This window comes from Paraburkholderia sp. 22099 (assembly GCF_052045835.1).
In the GTDB taxonomy this organism is placed as follows: domain Bacteria; phylum Pseudomonadota; class Gammaproteobacteria; order Burkholderiales; family Burkholderiaceae; genus Paraburkholderia; species Paraburkholderia terricola.
Genome location: NZ_JBQEPU010000051.1, coordinates 1 through 25,368 on the forward strand (window position 1 = coordinate 1; position 25,368 = coordinate 25,368).

Genomic DNA, 25,368 nt, shown 5'->3' on the forward strand with positions numbered 1-25,368 from the left:
CTCACTCAACTGATCGAACTGTCGGTGAGAAAAGGCGTGATCGTGGTGGGCGCGGTGCTGCCGGACGGCAACCTCAAGGCGTTTCCGGTCGGCGTGCCGGGCGTGATCGCGGTGGACTCCGCACGCGCGTCGGCACGCGCGACGAATGGCCCCGCCTCCGATTCCACCGCGCGCGTGCTCTACGCGCCCGGCCACGACATCCTGACCCTCACGCCCGGCGGACATTACGACTTTGTCTCGGGCTCGTCGTTCGCGACAGCGAATGTGACGGGCACCATCGCGTTGCTGCTCGGCTTGCAGCCCAACCTCGACGCGCGCTCGATCGAAACGTTGCTCGACCAGACGAGCGGTCCGAGCCGGCAGCATGTCCGGGTCATCAACGCATGCCGGGCGGTCGAGGCGCTTCGTCACACGTGCGTCGAGGCCGCCCGTTGAACGGAGATGCGGCAACGCGGCGTCGGTTAACTCTCACGAAGGTGTTCTTCCAGCAGGCGTTCTGCATGCCCAGTTCTACGCATCAAAGCACGACGCGGCCCAAAGAAAACCATCCTCGCCGTTGCCGCTTCCATGCTCACCGCCGTGTGGCACATGCTCTCCGACGGGGCGGCGCTCATCGGCGTGCAAACGGCGACGCGCATCGACGAAGCGGCCACGGCGGCCACGGATGCCGCGCGTGCGAGCCCGACTTATGCCGTCCTCGCCATCGTCCGCGAACTCCTGCAAATGCCGGACGACAAGCGCACCTCGTGCGCCACCCTCGCCCAGATACGCGACGAGCTTGTGTCCCATCGACGCGAGCAGGACGCGAAACGCACAACGGCATGCGCGGGGCCGCAGCGCAAGTACGACGGCGAAACCAGCGACGGCATCTTTCCGGCCGGCCCGCCCTCGACACCTGAGCAGCGGTGAAGCGACCCCACCTTGCCGGCAGGGGCAGGTCAGTCAACTCTCGTTGTGACGGGAGCGGGCCAGGGCGAAAGCGACCGCCGACTCTCGCGTCGTTTACGGCATCCTCAATGATGCTACTCGGGACTCCGTGGGCTCGGCGCTCGGATATGCCACCGGATCCCACTGATGTGCCGCCAGCGCGACAGCAGGATTACTGAGGTCGGGCTCGTAGGGAGACTCTCGTCGAGGGGTGGTCGGGATCTTGCTGGGATCGCCGGTGACCGTAAATGCCGGCCTGTGACCAAGGGCTGTGCTCAATCTGCTGCTCGCTGTGTCCAGCACCCGGGAAGCCAAGGATCCAGGCTTGAATCGCCGGCCGGACGACGAGCTACTCTGCAGGGACGGCGATGGCGACTCCGATCCAGACGTCTCGGTCCGCCGCCGATTCTCTTGCATCGCTTTCCATTCGGCATACGTGCCACCGCTCGCCTGCGATGAACCCCGGCCGGTACGACCCAATTCGTCGCGATGAGAGCCCAGCCCGAGGCTCGCCGCCGGCGCATGCAGCGCGGTGCTGCTCCGAGTCGAATGGTTCGACGCATTCGAGCGGCCGGTCGCCGCGCTCGCGTCGCTTAACACCGACACGGTGTCCGCTGCTCCTCGGCTGATCGCGGTCCGGCCCGACGGGGCCTGTGAGCGGGCTTGGCTGCTCTGGCTGGCGCCGCCCAGCACCGACGCATTCGAGCGGCCCGTCGCCGCGCTCCTGTCGCTCAGCACCGACGCGGCGTCCACCGGCTCGCGGCTGATTACAGTCCGCTCCGACGGAGCATTCGAGCGGGGTTGTTGGCTCTGGCGTGAGCCCGGCTTCCGCGACCGCAATGACAGTTGTGCAAGAGCGCTCGACATTGCGCTACGGGTACTCTGCCTGGATTCCTGTACGCTCTGCGCGACTGATGGCGTGACAGATGGACCGCTCAACGACATGTCGCTACGTTCACTACTACTGCGATTAATCCTGCTCACCGCATTCACTCCTATTAGCTGGCTTCTACTGAGGAAACACTGATCCAGACGCTTGCCGCCGGCATTGCCGCCGAGTCAGCTGCATCTTTTTTGAACATGAAGGAATTCGACCGTAATCGAGCGGACTTCCACTCGCATGCGGATCGCGCTCCTCGCGCTTTTCATCTCTCGACCCGGCTACGGTGACGCGTTTTCATTGCGCCGGATCGCCGTTCACCATCCTCATGAAACGTTCGAGCGTGGTGAGGAGATCCGGCTGCTCGGGCTCCGTTTGCAACACCAGTTGCGCCGTAATCGTCGCTTTCGGGGGACTCGTCCATGCGTAGCCGTCAAACTCATGTGTCCAACTACTGTATGCGCCGTTCATTTCCGGCTCGTCGGCTTCTTGCTGCGCGGCCGGCGCGGCCCATTGCGGCCGAGCCCACCGATCGGCATCATTTTGCGGCACGCCCGATCGGTTCGTGCGAGCGCTTGCCCATGGTGGCGCGGCATCATCCGACCAAGGCTGTTTCAAGCTGCCCCACGCATCGGATGTGCCGCCGGGCGGCGGTCGAACGCCGGACGACTCGGACTGTGCGGCGACGGGTGGCGCGAATTGCTGAGCGGGCCACGTGCCGAGCGGCGGCACAAAATGCTGACCGGGCTGCGCGCCAAACGGTGGAACCGTCTGCGTCGGGAACCGCGGTGCCGCAGGCAAGGGCCACGGCATGGCCGCGCCGCCTTGCCATCCGGTTTGCATACGCGCAAGTTCAGCCTCGAGGACTGCCGGCGGTACGGCTGCCAGCTGGGTCAGCACTGCGGCCCGCTGGGATTCCGGCAGGCTCCGCAGTTCCGCAGCCAACATGTTCATGAAACCCGCGCCGGCCTTCCCCGCCCGAGGCGCTCCAAGGGCCGCAAACAGGTCCGCGACTTCGCCCGGTCCACACATGCCCCCCGGCTTCGTCCATTCCGGCTGTTCGCCGAGTTCGCCGAGTTCGCCGCGTTCCGGTTCCGCCGCCGCTTCAGGCGACCTCTCGAAGAGGGCAGCCTGCCCCGGTTCGCCATGCCGCCGGACGTAGTCGCCGAACGAACCGAGCGACGCGTCGTCTTCCGCGATCGGCGCCTTGCCCCTTGCCGACATGCGGCTTTGGCGCGCGAACATCTGCGCTTCGTGAGCGGACACGCCGCGCCCTGAAGCAAGACGCCCCGCCGCCACGAGGCCCTCGCGGATACGCGTATTCGCCGTGCGCACGACGATCGTGCGCGCGACATTGACTAGCGTGTGATTATCGAATTGAGCGTGATAACGGAACGAGCCGTAGCCTATCGGCAGCGTCGCGATCCCGTTGTTCGATAGATCCACATCCAGCGTCTTGCCCCGAACGTCGTCCCGCGCGCCGGCAGCGTCATTGCCGGGCAGTTCCGGCAGCTGCTTCAACTGGTTGTCGGAAAGGTCGAGCCTGCGCAGCCGGGTGAGGAGCTCGGCCCATCCGGGCGGTAGCGTCCATATCTGATTCGACTTCAGATCGACGGAACTCAGGCGCTCCAGCTTGTGCATCGACTCCGGCAACTGCGACAAGCGGTTTCCCGCCGCCGAGAAGCGCTTGAGCTGACTGAGGTTCTGTATTTCGTCCGGAAGGCTTTCCAGCTCGTTGGAATCCACGAACAGACGGGTCAGCTTCTCCAGCTCTCCTATCGACGCAGGAAGCCTGGTCAGTTTGTTGTTGCTCAAGTCGAGCAACTGCAGCTTCTTCAGCGCGCCGATCTGCGAAGGTAGCCGCGTCAATCCAAGCTTCGAGAGAGCCAACACTTCTTTCCCGTCTGCGTGCGCGTTCTCCATGAGTTCGGTCGCTTTCGCACGCTGTTGCTCGGGCCCCGTGGCGCGCCCCTTCCAATCGTCGAGCCCTTCCTTGAAGCCGGGCGGGCGGCGCGGACCCAATGCACTGAGCGGACCGCCCTCGCGCAGTTGCGACAGGGATGGGCGGCGCCCACCAGGCACGCCCGGCCGAGGCGCACGGGCGTCGCGCGCCTGCGGCGCGTGCGGCATGCAATCGATCATGTTTGCGCCGCACAGCAGACCTGACAGCTTCGCGTTTTTCATATGGCGTTTCCTTTAGCGTGCGCAGATCAGAAGTGGTTCTCTGACATCCACGCCATTTCCGCTTCGAGCTGTTGCTCGCGCAGAAACGTCTGCCAGAATTCCTGCTTTCCCGCGAACGCGGCCAGATCGCGGCCGCCCTCGCGCTGTTCCGCCTCTTTCACTTCCTTCATGATGTGGTGCCGGAAAAAGTCGTGTTGCTCAGGGGTTGCCATGTGCCCGAACATCGTTTGTAAAGCCGGGGTTCCGTCCAGCCTCCTGCGCAGATCGTCGAAGCCGAGAATCTCAAGCTCGTTGGGGCGACTGACGAGCACCTGGTACATCAGTGCGATCGGCAACGGCTCTATCTGGAGGTGGGTCTTGCTGGGATCCTCGGCCAGCTTTTTCGCGTTCTCTTTCGCAACCTTTTCGGCCAGATCGCAGATGACGTGCTGACGGAACATCATGACGACGAGATTCCACAGATCGCGCGGCGCACTATGGCCCGCCTTCGCTTGCATCACGCAGCGTTCGAGCCATCGGCCCTGAGGATAGATCCGTTCGGTATACCGGGTGGCGAGGCCCGCGAGCTTCGCGTGTTGCATCTGCCGGACGCCCACCATGTCGGTTGCGAATCGATCGGCTCGGGCGGGCGCCGCAGTCGAATAGTCGAACAACGACTTGCGAAGCTGCGGCGTGTGCAACGGTGCCGCCAGCGGCTGCGGCGGCTGCGGCCCGCTCGACGAAACCGCCAAAGCACGGAACAGCTCGGCGAGCGCCGGGTTCTGAGCGGCCTGGACGGGCCCCGGCTGTGCGTACATTGACGGTGGGTACGGCGGCTGCATATATGCGGCCTGGGCGTAGGGCGGCTGCAACGGGTACGGTTGCGAGAGGTACGGCTGCCCCAGATGGTGCGCCATGTGGGCTTCGGCGTACGGCATTTGCGTCTGAGCCTGCTGCGCCGGCGGGTTTGTGGCCGCATGCCCTGCGTCGTTGCGCGGCGCCCTCGTCGGATGGCCGCCCGGCGCGCGAGACGATCCGCGGGACGATGCACGTGACGAGGTGCTCGACGAGGTCCGGGACAACGGCCGCGTATTGTCCGGCCCCGAAGATGGGCCTGCGGCAGCACCGCTCGACGGGCGGTCGATCCCCCGCGCGGCGAACGTCACGTTCTGCCCGCCTTGCCCAACGCGTTGCAGGGGCTCGCCCGCATATCCGCCCCTGTCCGTTTGCGGGCGAACAGGCGGCATTCCCGCATGACCGCTGGCCGCCGCCTGGCCGCCCGCGGCGAGCGAACGCAGCAATTCGTTGAGTACCGATTGGCCGCCACCGCCCAGTGCCGTTTGTGCGGCGAGGACTTCGGGCATCGCTCGAGCCGTTCTGGAGATCGGATGTTCCTCGAATGCGTCAAGCGGCGGTTCGAGGTCGTCCTCGTCCACTACGCTTCGCTCACGCACATGGGGCGGTTGATAGAGCTCCTTATATTGGACAGGGGGAACCGTGGCGAGGCGCGGCAGGCGGCCATCCTTTGAAAGTTCGACGGGTAACGGCGTATTCCTGATGTGGATTTCCAGGTCCGGGAAAACCGACGGCCGGTCGGTGAATTTCCTGACCGTCATCCTGCCTGTCGATGCGTATGCCAACGGTCCAAAGTCGCTCGGCAGGAACGTCAGCGGGTTACCCGATACGTCGAGTTCCCTGAGGTTCTTCAGACGGCCGACAGACTCCGGGATCGCCCTGTCTATCGCCAGGCCCGGCTCCGTTTCCCCCTCCGCTTCCACGTCGTCAACCTCGAACACCTTGTCGGTCAGATCGTTGTCGCCAATGCGGAGCTTGCGCAGTTGCATGAGCGAGCCGACCGCTTCCGGCAGCTTCTCGAAGTGGTTTCGCGAAATATCGAGCTCCTCGAGACTGGAGCACCGGTTGATTTGCAACGGCAGATTCGTCAGCAGGTTTTCGCCGAGCGACAGTTTCCGGAGATTGGTAAGGTTGCCGATCGATGCCGGCAGGTATTCGAGCGCATTGTTCCCCGCCCGAAGGGACTTGAGCTTCGTGAGCTGGCCGACGGCTGGCGGAAGCTCGGCAAGCCGGTTATGCGACACGTCCAGCTTGCGCACGCTCGTCAGCTGTCCAATTTCTGAAGGCAGCGCATCAAGCTTGTTGCGCGAGAGATCCAGGCTCTGGAGCTTCGCGAACGTCAACATCCTGCGCGGCACTTCGTTCAGACTGTTGCCCTTCAGCCTGATCTTGCGCGAGTCGGCAACGCGAGCCAGCAGATGATCCGGCAGATCCGTCAGCCCCATCTGCTCGAGGTCGACTTCGCCGCCCGGCCCGGCTGCAGTGAGCCTATCCGCCGCATTGCTGCGAAGCTCGTTGCTCTCCCGATACTTGTCGTTGATCCACTTCAGTGTTTCGAAGTCGTGCTCGCTTCGGCGACCAGATTTCGACCTGGCCGGCGCATTGTTCGACGAGGAGCCGGGCAGGCTAACCGATGTCGAGATACTTGACGCGATTTTCTTCAGCATGTTTCTTCCCGAGTGCGTTTGTTTGTCGCAGCCTTCAGCGTGTATAGCGCGTGAGGTCGTCCAGCGTTGCGGAGCTTCTGTCGATGGCGCGGCCGTCCGACGGCGTGACGGCATTCCACGTTTCCCCTCGCAGGCGTGCAACGACCTGCGAATCGCTTTCACGAGACGAGCCCGACGACACGGACGCCATGGAGTTCTCGCGCTCGTCGCGGGCCGATCGGATTTCCGTCCGTCGCTGCTGGTACGACGCTTCCTGACGCAGACGTGACGTCGCCTCGCTCGCGCCCGAAAGGACTCGCTGTCGGAGGTCACGGCTGATGCGGCTCAGTCCACTCTGCAGGTGTGACCACTCATCGCCTTCTATATCATCCTGGATGGTGGTCAGGTTCGGCGCCTGTGAACGGGGCGGAATCCAGCGCACATGCCGCTGCGCTCTCGCCAGGATGCTTGCGGTATTCGCGGTACTGCGCTGCGTGCGGTCAGAATGGCCGGACGCAGCCGAGGGGACCCTGGTCGAGTTCGCCGTCCGCGCCGTCGTCTGCGATTGCCGCGAGTTACGCGATCGCGCCTGTTCGGTCGAGTTGGACGGGGTACTGATCAACGACGCGACGTCGGTGGAAAGCTGTGATCGGGCAAACCGTCGCAATCGCCGATTGGAGGTCGCATCCGATTCGTCGCTGCCGGTGGATCTCCGCTCCGATCCGGCGGCAAGAGCGCGAGCCGTCTCCATCAGGCTCGGCGTCGCCCGCTGCCTGTCCGAATGAACGGGTCTCGACGACCCACCGCTCGCATCGGACAGGTGTGTCCGCGCAGTATGGTAGGTCCGCTGGGACGCATCCGACAGGACCGAAGCCGTGTCGCTTCTCGTCGACTCGTCTTCCATAGACGGCATGCCCTCCTCGCGTTGAACGGCCTCGTACTCGGCCCTGTCCATCCCCCAAATGGCGTCTGCATCGCCTGTGCGGTAACTCGGGGAAGCGGCCGCGTATGTCGGGCCGTGATTCGAGTACAAAGAGGCATGGGACTGATGGTCGTCGTCATCCGCGAAGAGGTAGGACACGAAACTTTTGAGTGAAGCGTTTTCCTCGTTCGCCTTTCCGGAAGACTCGCGGTCGGGGCGAGCGTCGGCAGCCACGGAATGATCCGAAAACGCATTCGACGCGTAGCTCTGGAGGGAAGCGAGATCGTAGTCCTGGCCCGTGTCTCGTTCGGCGCGCGCCTGTTGCGCCGAACGAAACGAGGCGAGCGAATCGGTGTGCCCGCCTAAGGACCGGGACCGCCGGCTGCTTCCGCCAGACTCTCCCGAGCCCGAGTTCCGGCTTGCCCGATCCGACATGTCATCTTCGAGTCCTGCATACTTGCCGCTGCCACTGATTCTGCTTTTCATTGCATTTCATCCAGTCGATTAATTAGTGAGACTACCGATACGGCGGCGAACATCAGACGATGCCGCCACCCCTTTTCGAATCAAACCGGTCCGAAAGGCTGCTGCACTTCAAACCACGGTGCCGCCGCGTCATTCAAGCGCGCCGTTGCTGCCGCCGCACCGGGCATCGGCATTGTTCCTGCCATGTCACCCTGCATGCGCCCCCCCGGACCGTTGCGCAGTTGCGCAAGCGCGAAGGCCAGCCTGTGTTGCGGGACACTGCTGAGGTAGGCGGCGACGGCACTCGCCTGGGGCTGCGGCAATCGCTCCAGTTCGGCATGGAGCGCCGTGAGTAAGTCGGACCGCCGTTGCGGCGCGGGCGGCGGCGAAGGCAATACGGATGGAGCGCCGCCGGCCCCCTCGATATCAAACATATCAACGCGTGCCGCTGTCCACAGGTCCGGTTCCGGTTCCTGCTGTGGCGCAAGCGCCGGGGTGCTCGTCTGCGCCGGGAAATGACGGGAGGCATACTGCTCGGCCAGCCCCTCCGCCCACGCCTGAAGGCGGCGCTCGCCCCAGGTCTCGTCCGCCTCCGCCCCCTGCCCCACGTGCTGCAGGCCTTCGATTTCCCCGGCTTCCTCGTGGTCCCGCATGAAGCTCAGTTCCGAACTCGTCGAGTTCCAGTCGCTGCCTTCCAGCGGAACGAGGCGCGGCCGGTGCCGCCCCGGGACGGCACGACCTTTCTCGATGCCCCGCCCCGCGGCGAGGCGAGCTTCGTTCACTAGACCCTGCCGAATGTTCGTCCCTCTGGTATTCACCTTCACCCTGCCGCCGGCGTTCTTCAACTGGTGGTCGTCCGCGGCGGTCAGCCTCAGCTTCGCTGCATAGCCGAACCCGCCAAAGACGGTCGGCAAGCTCGCCATCGAAGCGTTCTCCGAGACATTCAGGTTCAGCTTCCGCACAGGTATCTCGCACGTCGACGGAAGCTGCTGAAGCTGGTTGTGCGACAGATCGAGGCGCCCCAGCAATCCGAACAACGGGCCCCAGGTGCCCGGAATGTCACCAAGCTGGTTTTGTGCGAGATCGAGCTCTCTCAGATTCTTCAGCGCACCCATTCGTGGCGGAACGAGTCTCAACCGATTGGAACGGGCGGAAAGCGCTTCGAGTTGTGCGAGATCCGCAAGCTCGTGCGGAAGCGATTCGAGTCGGTTCGAATCGACATTGAGATGCCTCAACGATGGCAGCCGGCCGATGTTGGACGGCAGTTCGGTCATTCGGTTGTCTCGCGCGTCGAGCGTTTGCAGCTGCTTCAGGCGGGTCACCGCGGAGGGCAGATGGTCCAGTTGATTTCCGCCGATCCGGAGCGCCCGGAGTTGCGCGAACTGCCCGACCTTCGCCGGAATCCGCCCCAGCGAGAGGCCGTCGAGCGTCAGGGCGTGCTCCTGCTCAAGCTCCGCATACTCGATGCGCGCCGCGGCATCTGCCCGTTGAGCAGTGGGGGCGCCGCCCGTCAGCCAGCGCTCGAAATCCTGTTGGACCCGCTCCTCGAAAGGGGCCTCCGGCTGCTTCGTCTTCGCGCCTGGCCGGGAAGTCCCCCCTTCTGCGGGGTTCTTTTGAGCCGGACGTGGCGGCCGGGGCTTTGCCGCGTCGCCGAGGCGCAGATTCTGTAGGGCCTGGAGTTCGCCGGCCACCGCCCGCCGGCGCGGCTGCGCCGCCTGATCGCCGGCCTGCGGTGACATGCCGTTCGCCTGCTCACCCGCGTTTGCCGGATGAGAGAGGCTGTTGTAGGCCTCAACGAACTGTGCGTGATTGAATACGTCGCCGTATTTGAAGTAGTCCATGCGATAGCCCTGCGTTGCCAGATTTCGCCCACTTACATTGCCCAAGTGCGTCGCAGCATGCGTGATGCATGCCATGGACGTCAGGCTGCGGCGAAAAGCGCAGGACATCGGTCATGACCGTCCGTTGTCGCCGGCCGCGTGAGCGGATAGCGAACGGAGTTTCGGTTGCGGCGAAAATGAGAAATAGCGCTTCGGTTTCGGGGCGCGAGGCGCTATCTTCCACCGCACCGGCGCCGACCCATGTGGCGCAAGAGAAAAAACGGCGAACCAAACGAAACTCAGGAAACGTTTGCATCGGGCGAATGTGACGCAATGCCGTCGAGGCCGGCATGCATCTCTCACGCCATCGAAGTGTGCGGCGCCGGGCCTGCCTTAAACCGTTTTACGGCTGAGTTTCGAGTTTGGAAGCGGTATTTCGCCTCCCCTGCACACACCGACAATGGCCGGCCGCGTAGATTGCGACGTACCGTGCCGGAAGCCTGCTCGGGCAATCAGTTCGCGACAAGTCAGAACCCACAGGTCTACGCTATGATCCAAGGGCCTTCAGCAAGACTCCCTCTCATTTCCGTCCATGAATCAATGAAAACGACAAGGGTCGCCCCCACTCCTGCAGGCGATGCGCTCGTAACGGGACCGGCGCAGACTCCAATGCGAGATCAGGAACCTCTGTCGGGCAGCCGCCGCAGACAGCCTGGCGGCGAACTCGACGGCCTCGCGGGCGTGCGAGCCATCAAGCCGCGCCCCACGGGGAATCTGGGAAACGCACCGCGGCGTCTCATCACACTGGCTGGACATTTTCCCGCCGGCGACACCGCTGCAGGGCACCGCTCTCCGGACGCTGACCATGCCGGACACACGCGGGGTAACGGCCTGGACGCGCGGCGAACGGCAAACGTGGAGCAAGACTCGGCACAGCGGCCGCGACTCGGCCTCAGGCCGCTTGCCGACGTAAGCAGCCATTCGGGGGAAACGCGCGCGGCCATTCAGGTCGCTCCTCAAGCGGTTCCCGGAACAGACGGCACCGGCACCGCACCTGGGTTACCGCGGCGCAGGACATCCAACATCCGGCCGGCTGGGCCCAACGAGGCCGACAATCGCTCGAACGATTCGATAATCGCGCAGTACAAGGCCGGCAGGCGCGCGCCGGACGAAGTGCTGAAGGTGACAGCCTCGCTTTTGAAAATGAGCGGCAACTTCTCGACGACGATGAAGCTGTTCCGCGCCGTGCAGCAAGCGGGCATTCAGCCGAGCGTCATCACCTACAACGCGGCGATTTCCGCGTGCGACAAAACCGGGCGATCCGACGAAGCACTCGGGCTGTTCACCGAACTGAGCGATCTCGCCAAACGCGATCCGTCGATAAAGCCGGACGTCGTCACCTACAACGCCACGATTTCAATGCTCGGAAAAGCCGGTCGCCCCGACGACGCGCTGCGACTGCTCAACGAACTGAAGCATCTCGCCGTCGACGACCCGTCCATGCGCCCAACTCTCATCAGCTATACCGCGGCAATCTCGGCGTGCGGGAGGAGCGGCCGTGCCACCGAAGCGCTGTCGCTCCTGGCGGAGCTCAAGCAGCAGGCCACGGGAGATCGGTCGATGCGCCCGAACAACATTACCTATAACGCGGCGATTGCGGCATGCGCGAAAGCCGGCCGGGCGGATTCAGCCCTGGACCTGTTGGAGGAAATGAAAGCGCTCGCTTTCCGCGACCGCTCGATGCGTCCGAACGCGATCAGCTACAACTCGACGATCTCCGCTTGCGGAAACGCGGGCCGGCCGCGCGAAGCCCTGAGGCTGCTAGGCGAACTGAAGCGGCTGTCGGCCACGGATGCCTCGATGCGCCCGGATACGATCACTTACAACGCGACATTGACCGCGTGCGGCAAAGGGGGGCTTCCGCGCGAAGCCTTGGCTTTGCTTGATGAGCTCAAGCATCTTGGCGGCCAGGACGCGTCGATGCGCCCGAACGTGGTCACTTACAATGCGGCCATCTCGACCTGTGAAAGCGCCGGCTGGATCGACCGCGCTCTCGAGTTGCTGCAGGAAATCAAACGGTTGCCGATGGGACCGGACGTCGTCACATATACCGCGGCGATCTCCGCGTGTGGCAAAGGCGGTCGACCGGATGAGGCGATCCGGCTCTTCGCCGAGTTGAAGGATCTGGCTCGGCACGACTCGTCGATGCGTCCCACTGTCATCGCCTACGGCGCGGCCATTTCCGCCCATGGCGAGGCGGGCCGCGCACGCGACAGCCTCGCGCTGTTAGACGAAATCGAAACGTTGGCGCGTCACGATCCGGCGATGCGCCCTACCGTCGCAACCTATGGCGCTGTGATCTCCGCACTGGAGACGAATGCCTGCGCTGACGAAGCGCTCGATGTTTTCAACCGGCTCAAAGGAGTGGGCCGGAAAGACCCCGCGATGCGTCCAACCGTGGCGATTTACAGCGCGACGATCTCGGCGTGCGGTAGGGCTGGCCGCGTAGACGATGCACTGCGCTTGCTGAGTGAAATGAAAGATGCGGCGAGACAGGATGCTTCGATAGCGCCGGACCTCGGCGCCTATAACGCGGCCATCATCGCATGCAGCAGGGCAGGCCGCCTCGACGACGCCCAGGCACTCTTCGAAGAGGTGGGGCATCTCGGGCGTAGCGACGCCTCGCGGCGAGCCGATCTCGTCACGTACAGCGCGGTGATCTCAGCGTACGGCGACGCGAATCGTGCGGCGCCGGCCCGAGCCTTGATCGAACAAGCCATCGAGGAACGGATCTTTCAACCCTATGCAGGGTACAACGCGTCGACCAACACGATGGACTTCCACGCGAACCGCATCTGCGTCAACCCGCCCTCGTCAGGCCGACCCAAAGGCGTCGCGGCCGGGCTGGCCGTGTCCTTGCTCAGATATCACCGCGATGCCGGCAATCTGAACAACCGCACGAAATACGTCGTGGGCCATCAAGGAAACAACGCGGTGAAGATCGCGGTGCTGGAGGAACTCAATCGCGCGCAGCCGGGGGCCTATTGCATCGCGCCGAATAACCCCGGCCTCGTGGTGGCGGCATAGCCCGCTTCATACGACATTACCGAATATGTTCACGGCAAGCCACGCTTCTTTGCCTATCGCGTTCGCCATTTCAGGATCGAGTCCGGCCCAGACATCATGTATGGACGTGCCGCGGTTCTGTCGCGATAAGCCATACAGACAATCATGAACTAGATTAGAAGGACCCTGCTTACATCATCAAGGAGTAAAGCTGCTCGGCGGTAGATTGATGAGTTCCATGCTCCTTTTCAACTGTCCTTTCCGGATCATATGCATCGTTTCGATGACAGACAGGATGAGGCGGGCACAACGAAAATCCTTGAAGCCCTTCATCGGTTTGACCGTCTCCGGCGCGCCATTCTGGTCAATGGCTCTCTCGAAGTAGCGACGCGCCGCAGCCTTGTCTCGATGCGCTCGCAACAGAAAATCAACCGTCTGGCCGGCCTTGTCCACTGCGCGATAGAGGTATTTCCAGTCGCCACTGACCTTCACATACGTCTCGTCCATCCGCCAGCGCTTACCGACCGGACGCTTGTGCTTGCGGAATGCTTTTTCGAACAACGGCACAAGCTTGATCACCCAGCGATGCACGGTTGAATGATCAACCTCGAAGCCGCGCTGAGCCTTCATCTCTTCGAGATTGCGCAGGGTCAGCGAGTACGCCACATACCAGCGCACGCACAATAGAACCACGTCCAGCGGATAGTGCAGTCGTATCAGAACCTTCATCAATTCCGCCGGCATGGACTTTCGCAGCATCTTCTTCATCCCGGGCTTCAGAAATTTTATCCATCGAACTTTATCGCAACGCCTTAGCGCGACAGAACCGTTCTGTATCACGACCAGAAAAGGTTCGTTTATGTCCAAAGCAATTCGCGTACTGACCGATTCCGTGCCGGCTCTCAGATAGAGTTGCGTGCAGCAACAATTTTATTGGCACTGGGCCTGTTGATCAGCGATGGAGCGACTAAATATTCAGTTGGCAACGAGCGGAGCACGCTGTCCATCCGGTCTGCAACTGATCGAGTCGATGCTGACGGCTCATCACGAAGGGAGAGGATACGACGTCGAACGAGCGAACAAGCGACGGCGGCAAAAAACTCGCCGACCTGCTCGGCAACACTACCTCTGAGTGAGGATGACCAAAACGTACGAAGCGTGACCAACAAACTGAGCGACGTGCCTGCCGATGTGCCGCAAGCCGTGGCGCAGCCTCCCCAGTCCGGGCGGCATTCGCGAACTGGCGGACGCACTTGATACGGCGGCCAACGCCGCGGCGTCGCGCTCGACCGTTACCGGCAGCACTGAAGCTCCGGGCCGGCGTGGAGGGACTTCGCGCCGTGGCGCAATTACGCGGCACCTTGATGTAGCAGTGCGCATGTAGCGCGGCGCGCCCTTTTACGAGTGGTGCGCTGCACGCGAGCAGTCGTGTTCAACCCGACGGGCACGCACTTTTTCCCCGACGTTCCGCATGGGGCGGAACGTTTAAATGTTGTACCAATTGTCTTTTTCAAGGATATTAACCATGAGTGCACCTGTTTCCAGCGCAGCAGCAACTAACAGTTCAACCGCCGAAATCTACCAGGCGATGGCTGAAGAGAACGAAATCAATAAGGCCAACACGCTCGCGAAGATTGCGACGATGGGCCTGAAGGCCGCGAAGGACATCGTCGGCTAAGTGCATCGGCGCGCCATCCGGCCGCGCATGGTGCGCCGGTCGGGAATCGTCCGCGATTCCTGACCGAATCCTTAACGTGGCTTGATCTCGAACACCTCTCGATCCGGCTCATCGTTGCGAGAAGGTCGCGTTGAAAAAGGACCGGGAGAGCCTGCTGGCGTTCTACGACTTCCGGCCGAGCACTGGCAGCATTTGCGGACGACGAATGCGATTGAGCCGACGTTCGCGACCGTGCGCCACCGCACTCGGCCACCATGAGACGCAGCCCGCGTCGCCGGCACGCACGGCCGAGTTGGCAAAGATCGACGCCGAGATCGCCCAGACGTTCGGCGACGACAGCATTTGGCGGCGACCGACGCTGTATGTACTGGAGGCGCTCGCCGCCCAGCGCACGGCCGCCCTGTCGTTCATGCTCAACGCACAGAATACGCAGTCGGTGTCGGGAGTGCGAGAGCTGTCAGTACTAGTTCCGACGTCATCCTGATCGTCGCGATCAGTGCGGCGATATCCACGGGTGCCGGTGCGTGATACGAGCGCGGTGCCCCGGCACTCAGCCGCTCGCGTGCTGGCCCTTCAACGAGGCGACGATTCAACGCTGCCATACTCACGACCCCGACCCCGGTCGTTGCAGGTGCCTTCCGGCCATGCTCTTCAATCGGGCCCACAACGACTCGTTAAGCTTTCCACGATGGACACTGGCGTCAAGATTGCCGAGTTTCCGCTGAATTTCCTCCCAGCGCGGGCCCATCGTCCTTTGCCGGTCGGTCTTCACGTGGATCGCGCCGTATGCTTCAAAGGGCAGCGACAGGCTCGCTCTCTCGCTCACGGGCTGCCTGGTATGAACATGGACAAACAAGGGTTCGGCCATGCTACCGTCCGAGAGCGGTCGCGGCTCGACACGCAACTCGAACAGCCTGCCCTGCGTGCCGTCATCGCCTTCGGACGGCAGCATGACCGGCGCCCTCACGGCAGCGATCTCGTGCATGTCGATCAGACGATCGATGTGCTTCGCTTTCGGATAGGCGTTGCGCTTGAGCGAATCCGATTCGTCCGCGTTCATGCGGGCCTCTATCGGTTGGAGCACGGCTATCCGTTCGTTCAGGCGAGCGAGGCGCTCGCCCGTTTCTCCATCCTGCGGCAAGGATTCGATTTTGCGGCGCATATTATGCAATGCATCGACGCTGCCGAACCACGACTGCGCCGAATTGCGAATGATGTGCGCGATGCTCCCCGGATCCTCACCGTTCCCGGTCATCGCATCAATGACGCTCGTGTCTTTTCCAAATTTGCGCGCGAGCGCGAGCGGGTCGGCATGCACCTCGTCCACCGCATCCAGAGTCAACCGTTTTTCCTTGTTGAATTGCGCATCCGCGAGCTTGAGCACCTCGGCCCGCACCGCAGCCTCGAAAGAGGTGGTGACGTCAGGCGTCGCTGAGAGGCCTTTCGCGCGCGCACGGCGCTGCGATCGCTTCAAGCTTTTTTCCATGCCTGACGATGCCGCTTTGGCGCGCGTCGGCTCAGACTTGTCCGGAACCGCGGGCTCGGCGGAGGACGACGATGCCACCGTGCCAGCCTCGTCGCGTATCGCCGCAAGGAACGGCGACGCGAAAGCGGCGAGCGCGTCCATGTAGTTGAGTGCGCCCTGCCATCGCTGTGGCCCTTCGCCGTCCGACGACCAATGCTCGGCGGCCTGCTGCGCGAATTGATCCGCGGCGCGCTCGAGTCTGCCGAGCCCAAACCGCATATCCTGTAACAGCTTCGTTCTGGCCTCGGCTGTGCTGGGATCCTTGCTCATGCTCGTTACCGCAGCCGACAGCAAATGGATGTTGCTGAAGATCGGATCCATTGCATCAAGCGATTGCACGACTTCATCCGGCCACTCGTAGGTTCGCAGCCGCGCGCCGTGGGCCGCGGCGGCAAACGCGGCAAAGGCGCCGCGCATGTACCGCAAGGCGATCTCGATGCGCCCGCAATTGTCTCGCGTCACCTCGTCGTGTTCCGGGTTGTGAGCGAGCCCGCAGTCAAGGTCATGCAGCGTGGCTTTGGCAAACTGCTCGTGATCGGCGAACTCCGCGATCGAGTCGGCATACTGCTTGAGTTGCAAGTCCATGCGATGCCGAAGGGCTAGCCGTGCCGCCTGGTCGCCGGCAGTGCCGCCGGTCCGGGGCAAGATCGGTCCCCCTTCGAACGATGTCGCCTGCATAAGCCTGGCCACCACCGCGTGAAGCCCTGAAGCGGCGCGTACGCCGATTCCTTCCAGCGTCGTTCTTTGGCTGCCCAGCATGGGGTCGGTGCAAAGCGCCTGCGCTTTTTTGGCATCGTTGAATGCGACCCTGTAGAGGCGGCATTTCTGTTCATCGTCCACGCTTGCTTCGGCGAGATCAAAGGAAATTGCGAGCCGCTTCGATAGTGCCTGCAGTTGCTCGAGCTGTTGCCGGGTCATGGAGGGCGAAGCCGTGGCACCGATTTGCGATGCGCGGGGCAGCACGCCTGTTCGAGGCTGCGGACGGGCGGCGGCACTCGCCGCGGTCCGACTGACTGCGCGCTGCGGCATGCCGGAAATTCCCGGCGATCTGCGTGTGCCGCTACGTGCGGCGCCGGCGGACGGCTCCCGCGAGTCGCTCGATGAGGGGGTTGCGGGTGTGGGCGGAACATTTCCGCCGGACGAGATTCTTCCGACTCCCTTGTTCGACATCTACTTTCTCCAAAACGCCGGACGGTGGATTTCCGGCGAGTATTGCGTTGCCGATCAGCTTAGGGGCCAACGCACCGACCGCGCTGCGCAGGAAAGCGAATCGACGGCGATTGCTACGAAACTTCGACGGGCAGGCGAGGACGGCGATGCCGCACGTTAAAAATCTCCAGCACTGTCGCGAGCTTCCGCGACAAAAAACCTGGTCAATGCAGAGTCCTGATCCGGATTTCTTCCAACGTTTCATCTAGAAGCTGTCGTGCCTCCTCGGCTGACTCTATGCCAAGCATCACGGCTCCAAACGTGCCGTCGTTGTGCATCATCAGCACGTGCGCCTTGGCGGTCTCGCCCTCCTTGAATCGGTGCACCAGTTTCCGATAACCTTTCAATGCCGCACTGGAGGAAAACAGCGCTTCGTCCGGCTTCCAGTTGTCGACATGCCCGCCCCACCAGCGGGTATCTGCCCGGTCGATTAGCGCGACCAGTGCGCGCCGATTCAGTTTTGTTTGTTGTGCACTGGAAAGTGCTTCTTCAAAGGAAAATGTCATGGGCGTTTCTTTGGTCTTTGATCGGACGATGTCGATGGACTGGGGCACGTTAGCATGCCAATGACAGACGGTTCGGGGCCGGAAACGAATCTTCGTATCGCAAACGCGAACGATTGCGTGGGTCGCAGCGTAAGATCGCGCACTCGATGTATACGGCGCGCCGCTTGTACAGTATGTCGGTGAACTGCGGACCCAGCCAAGCGAGCGAATGCGAATGTGGTGCGTATCGACTCAGGCGGTTTCCTGTCGAATGCAACGCTGCAGCAGCGGCAAGCTGCCGTGGATTCCAATGGAGGCGCGATCGAGGGGTTACAACGTGGCAGTTACTCCGCCATCTACGTAAAGAATGTGGCCGTTCACAAAGTTCGAAGCGTCGCTCGCCAGAAACACAGCAGCGCCGACGAGATCTTCCACATCGCCCCAGCGTCGCGATGGCGTGCGTCCAATCAGCCAGTTGCTGAACGTTTCATCGTTGACGAGCGCTTCCGTTAGCTCCGTCTTGAAGTAGCCCGGCCCAAGGCCATTGACCTGGATGCCATGTTGCCCCCAGTCGATGGCCATGCCTTTCGTCAGCATCTTCACCGCGCCTTTACTCGCGGTGTAGGCCGCGATGTTGGGACGGCCCAGTTCGCTTTGTACCGAACAGATGTTGACGATCTTCCCGCGCTTGCGAGCAATCATGTGCCGTGCGACCGCCTGGCCAACCAGAAACACGCTGTCGACATTGGTCTTCATCAGCTCTTCCCATTGGGCATGGGAAAACTGTTCGAGCGGCGCACGGCGTTGCATGCCGGCGTTGTTGAAGAGAACGTCGATCGCACCGATTTCGCGTTCGATATCGGCGATCGCCGCGTCGACCTCAGTGGCCGACGTCACATCGAAACTCGCGGCGTGAACGGTCGCCCCCTCATCGCGCAACCGGCTGACAGCCTCAGCCAGCCTGGCCGCGTTGCGACCATTCAGAATCACTTCGGCGCCGGCACCTGCCAATCCTTTGGCCAGCGCATAACCGATACCCGTACTCGACCCGGTAACCAGAGCACGACGCCCCGACAGATCGAACATCTTCAGATTGTTGTTCAACTCGACTCCTCTTCGACTCTATGATTCGTCCGACTTCCATCCAGTACCGTTTGGCGCGTCCAGCCATTGCATGACCTCTGTCCGACTGCGCACGCTGTGCAGCGAAGCGGAAAGGTGGAGCACACCATCCTCACCAACCGGTGACTCCGGCGTTGCGAATTGACCCGCCGCATGCGCTCCCGATAGCAACGTCTCAACGCGGAACAGGAAAGCACGGCCGTCCCATGCATATCATCCACCCGATCGGCGAGGCGGTTCAGCCACGGCTCGCGGTCACTATCGCACAACGCGACTCCGCGACACATCTTGTCGCGGCTTTGCGCACCGCTGCATCACACACTTTCTGCCTCAGGATACCGGCGTGAACTTGAGCTGGTCGATCGGCGTGACCTTGTCGGTCCGGGTCAGGCCATAAGGCGTCTTCGGTCCTAGCCACTTGTCGAAAATACCGCTCATCTCGCCGCTCTGCTCCATCAAAGCCAGGGCCTTGTTGACCGCGCTCAGCATGGCCGGCTCGTTCTGGCGCAAGCCCACCGCGATCGGCTCGATCAGCATCGGCTCCGACGCAATCGCCACCGCGCCGTCCGTGCCGTCCACCTGCTTCGCGATCTTCGTGGCCGTCATCTGATTGGTCACGAAGCCTTTGACCTTGTTCTGCTCGAGTGCGAGAAACGCCGAGCTGGTATCGTGAAACGTCACCGCCTGGCCATCCTTGATCGAAATTGGAATCGACTGAGCGGATGTCGAGCCGTCGGCAGCGCTGATTTTCTGGCCCGCGAAATCGATCAGTTTCTTGCCAGCGTCGGCCTTCTTCACAACAAGGACTTCCTTGGTGGAGTAGTACGAGTCGCTAAAGGCGATCTGCGTAGCGCGGGTTTTGGTGTAGGCCAGGTTGGCGACTACAATGTCGACACGCCCCAGCTTCAGTTGCGGAATCCGCGCCTCGACAGCCAACGGTTCGAGCTTCGCCTTCACGCCCAACTGTTTCGCCACCGCGTTGCACAGGTCCACGTCCATGCCTTCGAGCTGACGCGTCTGCGCGTTCGGATACGAGAACGGCTCAACGTTCGAATACACACCGCAGCTCAACTCGCCGCGGCCCTTGATATCGGCCAATTGATCAGCATGCGCCGGGGCAATCGACGCAACCGCGCCGCCAACGACCAGCATCCCCGCGAAAATCTTCTTTACCTGCATCGTGATGCTCCTGAAGTTTATGTGTAAAGCAATCGACTGCTGATCAACGGTGGTCAAACCGAATCTGAATCTGTATCTGCGCCGAGAAAGCCATACCGCCCTGCTTGCCTCAATGTGAGCGAAGATCGGACAGGAATCGCTGCGCCCGCTCGTGTTTCGGGCGCAAGAAGAATTCTGCCGGCTCCGCCGTTTCGAGAATCTTCCCTGCATCCATAAACCAGACGCGATCGGCAACCTCGCGTGCAAACCCCATCTCATGCGTGACGCACATCATCGTCATGCCTTCCTGCGCGAGGCGCTTCATCACGTTCAACACTTCGCCGACCATCTCCGGGTCGAGCGCACTGGTGGGCTCGTCGAACAACATTGCCGGCGGATCCATCGCCAGTGCTCTCGCAATAGCGACGCGCTGCTGCTGACCACCGGACAATTGCGGCGGAAACGCACTGGCCTTGTTCGACAGACCGACGCGCGCGAGCAAATCCGCCGCTTTACGTTCCGCATCCGCGCGCTTGAGGCCGTGCACTCGCATTGGCGAAAGCGTGATGTTGTCCAGCACCGACAAGTGCGGAAACAGGTTGAATTGCTGAAACACGAAGCCGACGCGGCTGCGGTAAGCATTCAGACCCAGCTTCTTGTCGTGAATATTTTGACTGTCGAAGAAGATCTGCCCACGGTTGATCTCCTCGAGCCGGTTGACGGTGCGAATCAGTGTCGACTTACCCGATCCGGACGGTCCGCAGACCACCACGACTTCGCCTTTGCGAACTTCGGCGTTCACGTCCACGAGAGCGTGATATTCGCCGTACCATTTGTTGACGCCGGAAAACTTGATCATGCGAAATACCTCGAAGTGATTGAGCGCCTAGTTCTCGGTGGGTAGCGGATCGGTCAGCGCAACGTTGGCCGCCTTCCGGGTCCTCGATGCAACACCGGCCCGCTTGCGCGTTACGCGCCGCTCCAGATACTGCGCAAGCTGTGTGAGCGCATAGCACAGCGCGAAGTAACTCAAGGCGAGAATCAGGTACACGGAAAAGGGCTTCGTCAGCAGCCGGTTGTTGATCTGGTCCGCTGCGAAGGCGATTTCCTGGACGTTGATGATGTAACCCAGCGAGGTTTCCTTGATCGTCGATACGAACTGCGTGACCATGCTCGGCACGACGTTGTAAAGCGCCTGCGGCAGGATGACTGCGCGCATGGTCTTCATGTAACTCATGCCGAGCGCTCGCGAGGCTTCCGTCTGTCCTTTCGGCAGCCCCTCGATGCCCGCACGGATGATTTCCCCGAGATAGGCCGAGTCATAGATGACGAGTGCGCACAGCATCGTGACAAACCCTGTAACCGGATAGCCGGTCAGAACAGGCACGAGAAAGTACACCCAGAAAATCACCATCAGGAGTGGGATGCCCCGCACCATGTAGACGAGACCTGTGGCCGGCGCCCGCAGAACCCGGAAAGGACTGATGCGTGCCAAGGCGACCAGGATACCCAGGGGAAATGCGATGACGAGTGCTGAAAGCGACAGCAGGATCGTCAGTACGATGCCGCCGAGCGGGCCATGCGGATACTGCCCGATGAGCAGCAGTGTCCAGTTGTCGCGCAGGATATCGAGCATGTCACTTCACTCCCGGAATGCGGTAGTGCATCGCGATCCTGGCGCCGCACAGCATGATGACGAGAGAGAGCCCGAGATACACCGCCGTGGCGATGAAATACGACTCGAACGAGAGGAAGGTTTCGTTCTCGATCTGCCGGGTGACATAGGTCAGCTCCGCCGCACCGACCGCCATCGCGAGACTGGTGTTCTTGAACAGCAGGACTGCGTGATTGACCATCGGCGGAATTGCATTGCGCAGCGCTTGCGGAAGCACGACGAAACGCATGCCGTTCAGGAAGTTCAGACCCAGTGCACGCGAGGCTTCGTACTGACCATAAGGAATTGCGCGCAATCCGCTGCGGATATCTTCGGAGAGATAGGCCGCGCTGCACAAGCCAATCGCCACGACCGCAAAAATGAACTGGCCGTTGTAGTGGTTCAGCACAGTCTGCAACGATTCCGGCAGAATGTTCGAAATGCCGAAGTACCAGAACAGGATCTGGACCAGCATCGGCACATTGCGATGGTAGGCCACGAATGACGCGACAAACGCCTTCGCGAGGCGATTGTTGGTCAGGCGGATCAGCGTGAGAAGAATGCCCACCACCAGCGAGAGTAGCCACGCCAGCGCGGCCATCGCGAGGGTGAGCTCGATCCCATGGAGAAACAGCGCCCCATAGTCGCCTCGCAGCACCGTCGCCAGGTCAAAGTGAAGTTTCATGTTGCACACGTCCCATGATTCGGATCGAAGCGACGATGCCGGTCTGACTCGACCCACGGCGCCATCGTCATCCCCCGGAAGCCGTCATTGACTCCCGTGTTGAATTGATACTAGCCCGCGAAAAAAGACCGTTTCAGATGCCTTTCTTCTGGTGCAATAAGTTTCGGGAATGATGAATCGGAACGGCGTCCGGCAGGGCGACAGGCGTGGTTCTGCATGGTGTTTGTCTCCAGCATGTGGCGCCTCTGCGGGTGCCTCATCGGTCGGCGCGCTCCTTTATCGGAGCGCTCGCGCTTGAGAAACGACGGCGGCGGAATTACGCCGGCGCAGCATGCTGCGCTGGTCATCGTTCAGACTGCGGCTGTCGGGCGTGTCAGTACCTGTGGGTTCACCGGTGTCGGCGGCTTGCCGGCCGCTGCGCCGTGCCCTAGAGCGGCAATCAGATTGTCTGCGCAAAGTGCGGCCATCGCGCGCCGCGTGCTGACAGACGCGCTGCCGATATGGGGGGTGAGCACCACATTCTTTTGCGCAAGAAGCGCCGGGCAGATAACCGGTTCACCTTCGAACACATCCAGACCGGCCGCCGCGATGCTGCCTTCGTTCAGCGCTACCGCCAAAGCGGTATCGTCCACCACGCCGCCGCGTGCGATGTTGGTCAGCGTGGCCGACGATTTCATCTGCTTGAACTCCGCCGCACCGATCGCGTGGTGCGAGCTAGCCGAGTAAGGCATCACGACGATCAGGTGATCCGACTCGCGCAACAGCGTTTCCTTGTCGACATAGCGCGCCCGGCAGTTCTCCTCGACATCCGGCGCCAGTTGCGAGCGATTGTGATAGATCACGCGCATGCCGAAACCGAACGCACCACGTCGCGCAATGGCCTGCCCGATACGTCCCATACCGAGAATGCCGAGCGTCGACCCATGCACATCGTTGCCGACGAACATGTCGTAGCGTCCGGTTTTGGTCCACTCGCCGGCGCGCAGGAAGTGTTCCGACTCGGTGATGCGCCGCGCCGTTGCCATCATCAGCGCGAAGCCGAAGTCGGCGGTGGTATCCGTCAGGACGTCCGGCGTATTCGTCACCAGCACGCCACGCGCGGTACAGGCTTCCACGTCGACGTTGTTGTAGCCCACGCCGATGTTGCATATCGCCTTCAACTGCGGGCAAGCGTCGAGCAAGGTTGCGTCGATCCGGTCGCTGCCGGCCGTCATGGCCCCCACCTTGCCCTGCAGCCTGGCAATCAGCTCTGGTTGCGTCCAGATCGTGTCGTCCGGGTTGTCGGCCACGTCGAAGTTCGCGCGCAGGCGGTCGACGATATCCGGAAATGACGCACGGGTAACCAGTACCGATGCACGCATGGAAAACCTCCTTGTTGAACTCTGAATTGCACTTACTCGTTCTGGTCGGCGGAATCGCGTTTGATCGTCGTCAGCCCGCCCGGCACCTGCAGCGTAGGCAGAATTTCCATGCTGCTGATGTTGACCGCGAGCGGCGCGGCGATCGCAAAGGCGATGGCGTCGGCAATATCCGACGGCAACGGCAGCTCGAAACCGTCGATGAACTGCTTGCGCGCCGCCTCGATGTCGCCATGCACGTGGCCAAAAATATCGGTGGCGACGCGGCCCGGACAGATCTCCGTCACACGTACGCGCCTGCCGGTCGCATCCACTCGCAACTGACGCGACAACGCATGGATGCCGGCCTTCGTCGCGGAGTATATGGAGTTGCCGTTGAAGTTGTAGATCCCTGCGATCGAGCTGATGTTGACGATGTGACCGCGATCGCGGGCAACCATACCCGGCATGGTGAGCCGCACGATATGCAGAACGGCCTGCAGGTTGACTTCCACCTGAAGGTCGATGTCTGCGGCAGCGGCGTCCAGAATCGAGCCTTTGGTCGATACGCCGGCGTTGTTCACGACGATATCGAACTGCACGTCCTGCGTCAGCTTCGTGACGGCCGGCAGATCGCACACGTCGATCGCGTGCGGGATGCAACCAGTTCGCTCCGCCAGCTCGTTCAGACGTTCCGCGTTGCGAGCTAGCGCATGCACTTCGAGTCCTTCACGGCAGAAGCGCTCGACAATCGCAGCGCCCATTCCGGTCGAAGCGCCCGTCACCAGCGCGGTCCTGTAGTCTGAAAACGGCATGAATGACCTCCATTTGTAGTTCTGGACTGTCGCTCTTTGAGGCGTGCGATAAGCCTGTTTAGCAATGTATACGTCGTGAAAACGTGGGGCAAAGACGGATTGGCTTTGTGGCTATAAGGCCGGCTTATGGTTGGTCGATGCAGGTTGACCGACGCGCGCCTAGCGTACGAGCTTCGACACCGGCACGACGCGCCCGCCCGCGGATTCGATCACGCCGCGCACCGTGCGCGCGAGTTCGACGGCGCCAGGCGTATCGCCGTGCAGCAGGATCGATTGGACCGCGACTTTGAGCTTGTTGCCCGTGATCGTCGTGATCGTGCCGTCTTCGAGCAACTCCTTGACGCGTGCCAGGACGGCCGCGCGGTCCTTGATGACCGCATCTTCCAGCTTGCGCGACACGAGCGCGCCCTGATCGTCGTAGGCACGATCGGCGAGAAACGTGTTGGCCGTGCGCATCCCGATGTGATCCGCGGCCCGTTCGATTTCCGTGTTCGTCGAAACGCTGATGATCAGGTCGCGATCGAATTCGGCGAGCGCCCGCACCAGCGGCTCGGCCAGCTCATACGATGCCGCGGCCATGTTGCCCAACGCGCCGTGAAAGCTCATGTGCGTGACGCGATGTCCGGCCCGCTTCGCGATGCCCGCAAGCGCGCCCATCTGATACACCACGTAATTCGCCAGTTCAAGCGGGTCCGCCTGAATCTGCCGCCGGCCGAAGCCCATCAGGTCGGGAAAGCCCACATGCGCGCCAACGTCGATCTGGCGCGCCAGGGCCATCCGCACCGTCTTGTCCATGATGACGGGGTCGCCCGCGTGATAGCCGCATGCGACGTTGGCGGACGAGACGATATCGAGCATCGCTTCGTCTTCGCCCATTTGATAGGGTCCAAAGCCTTCGCCCAGGTCAGCGTTCAGGTCGATTTCCACTCTGCACTCTCCATTCTTTAAGCGGTCTG

The 25,368-nt window shown here is 62.1% G+C and carries 21 protein-coding genes and 2 pseudogenes; 8 read left to right on the plus strand and 15 right to left on the minus strand.

The features are described 5' to 3' along the window. From ACTJLC_RS30250 to ACTJLC_RS30260, 3 genes are all read left to right on the plus strand, one after another. A partial coding sequence (locus ACTJLC_RS30250) for a S8 family serine peptidase (protein ID WP_440846130.1) occupies positions 1-435 on the plus strand: 435 nt, incomplete at its 5' end. A 132-nt stretch (positions 436-567) separates the two neighbouring features. Continuing rightward, positions 568-909, plus strand: coding sequence for a hypothetical protein (locus ACTJLC_RS30255; protein WP_310319270.1), 342 nt, complete (start codon positions 568-570; stop codon positions 907-909). 550 nt (positions 910-1,459) lie between these two features. Continuing rightward, positions 1,460-1,954, plus strand: a complete 495-nt coding sequence (locus ACTJLC_RS30260; RefSeq protein WP_440846132.1) for a hypothetical protein — start codon at positions 1,460-1,462, stop codon at positions 1,952-1,954. A 150-nt stretch (positions 1,955-2,104) separates the two neighbouring features. Here the strand turns inward: ACTJLC_RS30260 and ACTJLC_RS30265 are convergent, their stop codons facing one another. From ACTJLC_RS30265 to ACTJLC_RS30280, 4 genes are all read right to left on the minus strand, one after another. Continuing rightward, positions 2,105-3,991 carry a leucine-rich repeat domain-containing protein gene (locus ACTJLC_RS30265; RefSeq protein WP_440846134.1) on the minus strand — a complete coding sequence of 629 codons (1,887 nt, stop codon included), beginning with the start codon at positions 3,989-3,991 and terminating at the stop codon, positions 2,105-2,107. Between the two features lie 26 nt (positions 3,992-4,017). Then, positions 4,018-6,492 carry a leucine-rich repeat domain-containing protein gene (locus tag ACTJLC_RS30270; RefSeq protein WP_310319261.1) on the minus strand — a complete coding sequence of 825 codons (2,475 nt, stop codon included), beginning with the start codon at positions 6,490-6,492 and terminating at the stop codon, positions 4,018-4,020. 34 nt (positions 6,493-6,526) lie between these two features. After that, entirely contained in the window at positions 6,527-7,879 is a 1,353-nt protein-coding gene (locus ACTJLC_RS30275; protein WP_310319258.1) for a hypothetical protein, read from the minus strand. 80 nt (positions 7,880-7,959) lie between these two features. Beyond that, on the minus strand, positions 7,960-9,699 hold the full coding sequence (locus ACTJLC_RS30280) for a leucine-rich repeat domain-containing protein (protein ID WP_310319256.1): 1,740 nt from the start codon (positions 9,697-9,699) through the stop codon (positions 7,960-7,962). A gap of 648 nt (positions 9,700-10,347) precedes the next feature. On the opposite strand from ACTJLC_RS30280, the gene ACTJLC_RS30285 reads away from it, so the two are divergent. Next, on the plus strand, positions 10,348-12,765 hold the full coding sequence (locus tag ACTJLC_RS30285; protein ID WP_440846137.1) for a hypothetical protein: 2,418 nt from the start codon (positions 10,348-10,350) through the stop codon (positions 12,763-12,765). Between the two features lie 169 nt (positions 12,766-12,934). Here ACTJLC_RS30285 and ACTJLC_RS30290 read toward each other — a convergent pair. After that, a pseudogene (locus tag ACTJLC_RS30290) lies at positions 12,935-13,512 on the minus strand (IS6 family transposase). Between the two features lie 757 nt (positions 13,513-14,269). On the opposite strand from ACTJLC_RS30290, the gene ACTJLC_RS30295 reads away from it, so the two are divergent. The 3 genes and pseudogenes from ACTJLC_RS30295 (at position 14,270) to ACTJLC_RS30305 (ending at position 14,906) form a co-directional block, all read left to right on the plus strand. Further along, complete coding sequence (locus ACTJLC_RS30295; protein WP_167363291.1) at positions 14,270-14,422, plus strand: hypothetical protein; 153 nt, start codon at positions 14,270-14,272, stop codon at positions 14,420-14,422. Between the two features lie 130 nt (positions 14,423-14,552). Then, a pseudogene (locus tag ACTJLC_RS30300) lies at positions 14,553-14,668 on the plus strand (transposase); the annotation flags it as partial. Positions 14,669-14,714: 46 nt separating this feature from the next. After that, complete coding sequence (locus tag ACTJLC_RS30305; RefSeq protein ID WP_154873680.1) at positions 14,715-14,906, plus strand: hypothetical protein; 192 nt, start codon at positions 14,715-14,717, stop codon at positions 14,904-14,906. 120 nt (positions 14,907-15,026) lie between these two features. Here the strand turns inward: ACTJLC_RS30305 and ACTJLC_RS30310 are convergent, their stop codons facing one another. Beyond that, positions 15,027-16,865: a hypothetical protein gene (locus ACTJLC_RS30310; protein WP_310136100.1), complete on the minus strand. Its 1,839-nt coding sequence runs from the start codon at positions 16,863-16,865 to the stop codon at positions 15,027-15,029. A 109-nt stretch (positions 16,866-16,974) separates the two neighbouring features. Here ACTJLC_RS30310 and ACTJLC_RS30315 point away from each other — a divergent pair, with 109 nt between their 5' ends. Then, positions 16,975-17,277 (plus strand): hypothetical protein, encoded by a 303-nt coding sequence (locus ACTJLC_RS30315; RefSeq protein WP_310136101.1) that lies wholly within the window; start codon positions 16,975-16,977, stop codon positions 17,275-17,277. 43 nt (positions 17,278-17,320) lie between these two features. On the opposite strand, the gene ACTJLC_RS30320 is transcribed toward ACTJLC_RS30315, so the two are convergent. From ACTJLC_RS30320 to ACTJLC_RS30360, 9 genes are all read right to left on the minus strand, one after another. Continuing rightward, positions 17,321-17,662 (minus strand): hypothetical protein, encoded by a 342-nt coding sequence (locus ACTJLC_RS30320; protein ID WP_310120448.1) that lies wholly within the window; start codon positions 17,660-17,662, stop codon positions 17,321-17,323. A gap of 309 nt (positions 17,663-17,971) precedes the next feature. After that, the gene (locus ACTJLC_RS30325; RefSeq protein WP_310136122.1) at positions 17,972-18,727 is read right to left on the minus strand and encodes a glucose 1-dehydrogenase; all 756 of its coding nucleotides are present in this window, start codon (positions 18,725-18,727) and stop codon (positions 17,972-17,974) included. 366 nt (positions 18,728-19,093) lie between these two features. Continuing rightward, complete coding sequence (locus ACTJLC_RS30330) at positions 19,094-19,942, minus strand: transporter substrate-binding domain-containing protein (RefSeq protein ID WP_310136103.1); 849 nt, start codon at positions 19,940-19,942, stop codon at positions 19,094-19,096. 109 nt (positions 19,943-20,051) lie between these two features. After that, the gene (locus ACTJLC_RS30335; RefSeq protein ID WP_154873676.1) at positions 20,052-20,780 is read right to left on the minus strand and encodes an amino acid ABC transporter ATP-binding protein; all 729 of its coding nucleotides are present in this window, start codon (positions 20,778-20,780) and stop codon (positions 20,052-20,054) included. Positions 20,781-20,807: 27 nt separating this feature from the next. After that, positions 20,808-21,557, minus strand: a complete 750-nt coding sequence (locus ACTJLC_RS30340; protein WP_310120446.1) for an amino acid ABC transporter permease — start codon at positions 21,555-21,557, stop codon at positions 20,808-20,810. Between the two features lies 1 nt (position 21,558). Further along, entirely contained in the window at positions 21,559-22,260 is a 702-nt protein-coding gene (locus tag ACTJLC_RS30345) for an amino acid ABC transporter permease (RefSeq protein ID WP_073430287.1), read from the minus strand. Positions 22,261-22,610: 350 nt separating this feature from the next. Then, on the minus strand, positions 22,611-23,621 hold the full coding sequence (locus tag ACTJLC_RS30350; protein ID WP_310136104.1) for a 2-hydroxyacid dehydrogenase: 1,011 nt from the start codon (positions 23,619-23,621) through the stop codon (positions 22,611-22,613). A 32-nt stretch (positions 23,622-23,653) separates the two neighbouring features. Continuing rightward, complete coding sequence (locus ACTJLC_RS30355) at positions 23,654-24,412, minus strand: SDR family oxidoreductase (protein WP_310136106.1); 759 nt, start codon at positions 24,410-24,412, stop codon at positions 23,654-23,656. 159 nt (positions 24,413-24,571) lie between these two features. Beyond that, the gene (locus ACTJLC_RS30360; protein WP_073430284.1) at positions 24,572-25,339 is read right to left on the minus strand and encodes a LamB/YcsF family protein; all 768 of its coding nucleotides are present in this window, start codon (positions 25,337-25,339) and stop codon (positions 24,572-24,574) included. Between the last annotated feature and the right edge of the window lie 29 nt (positions 25,340-25,368).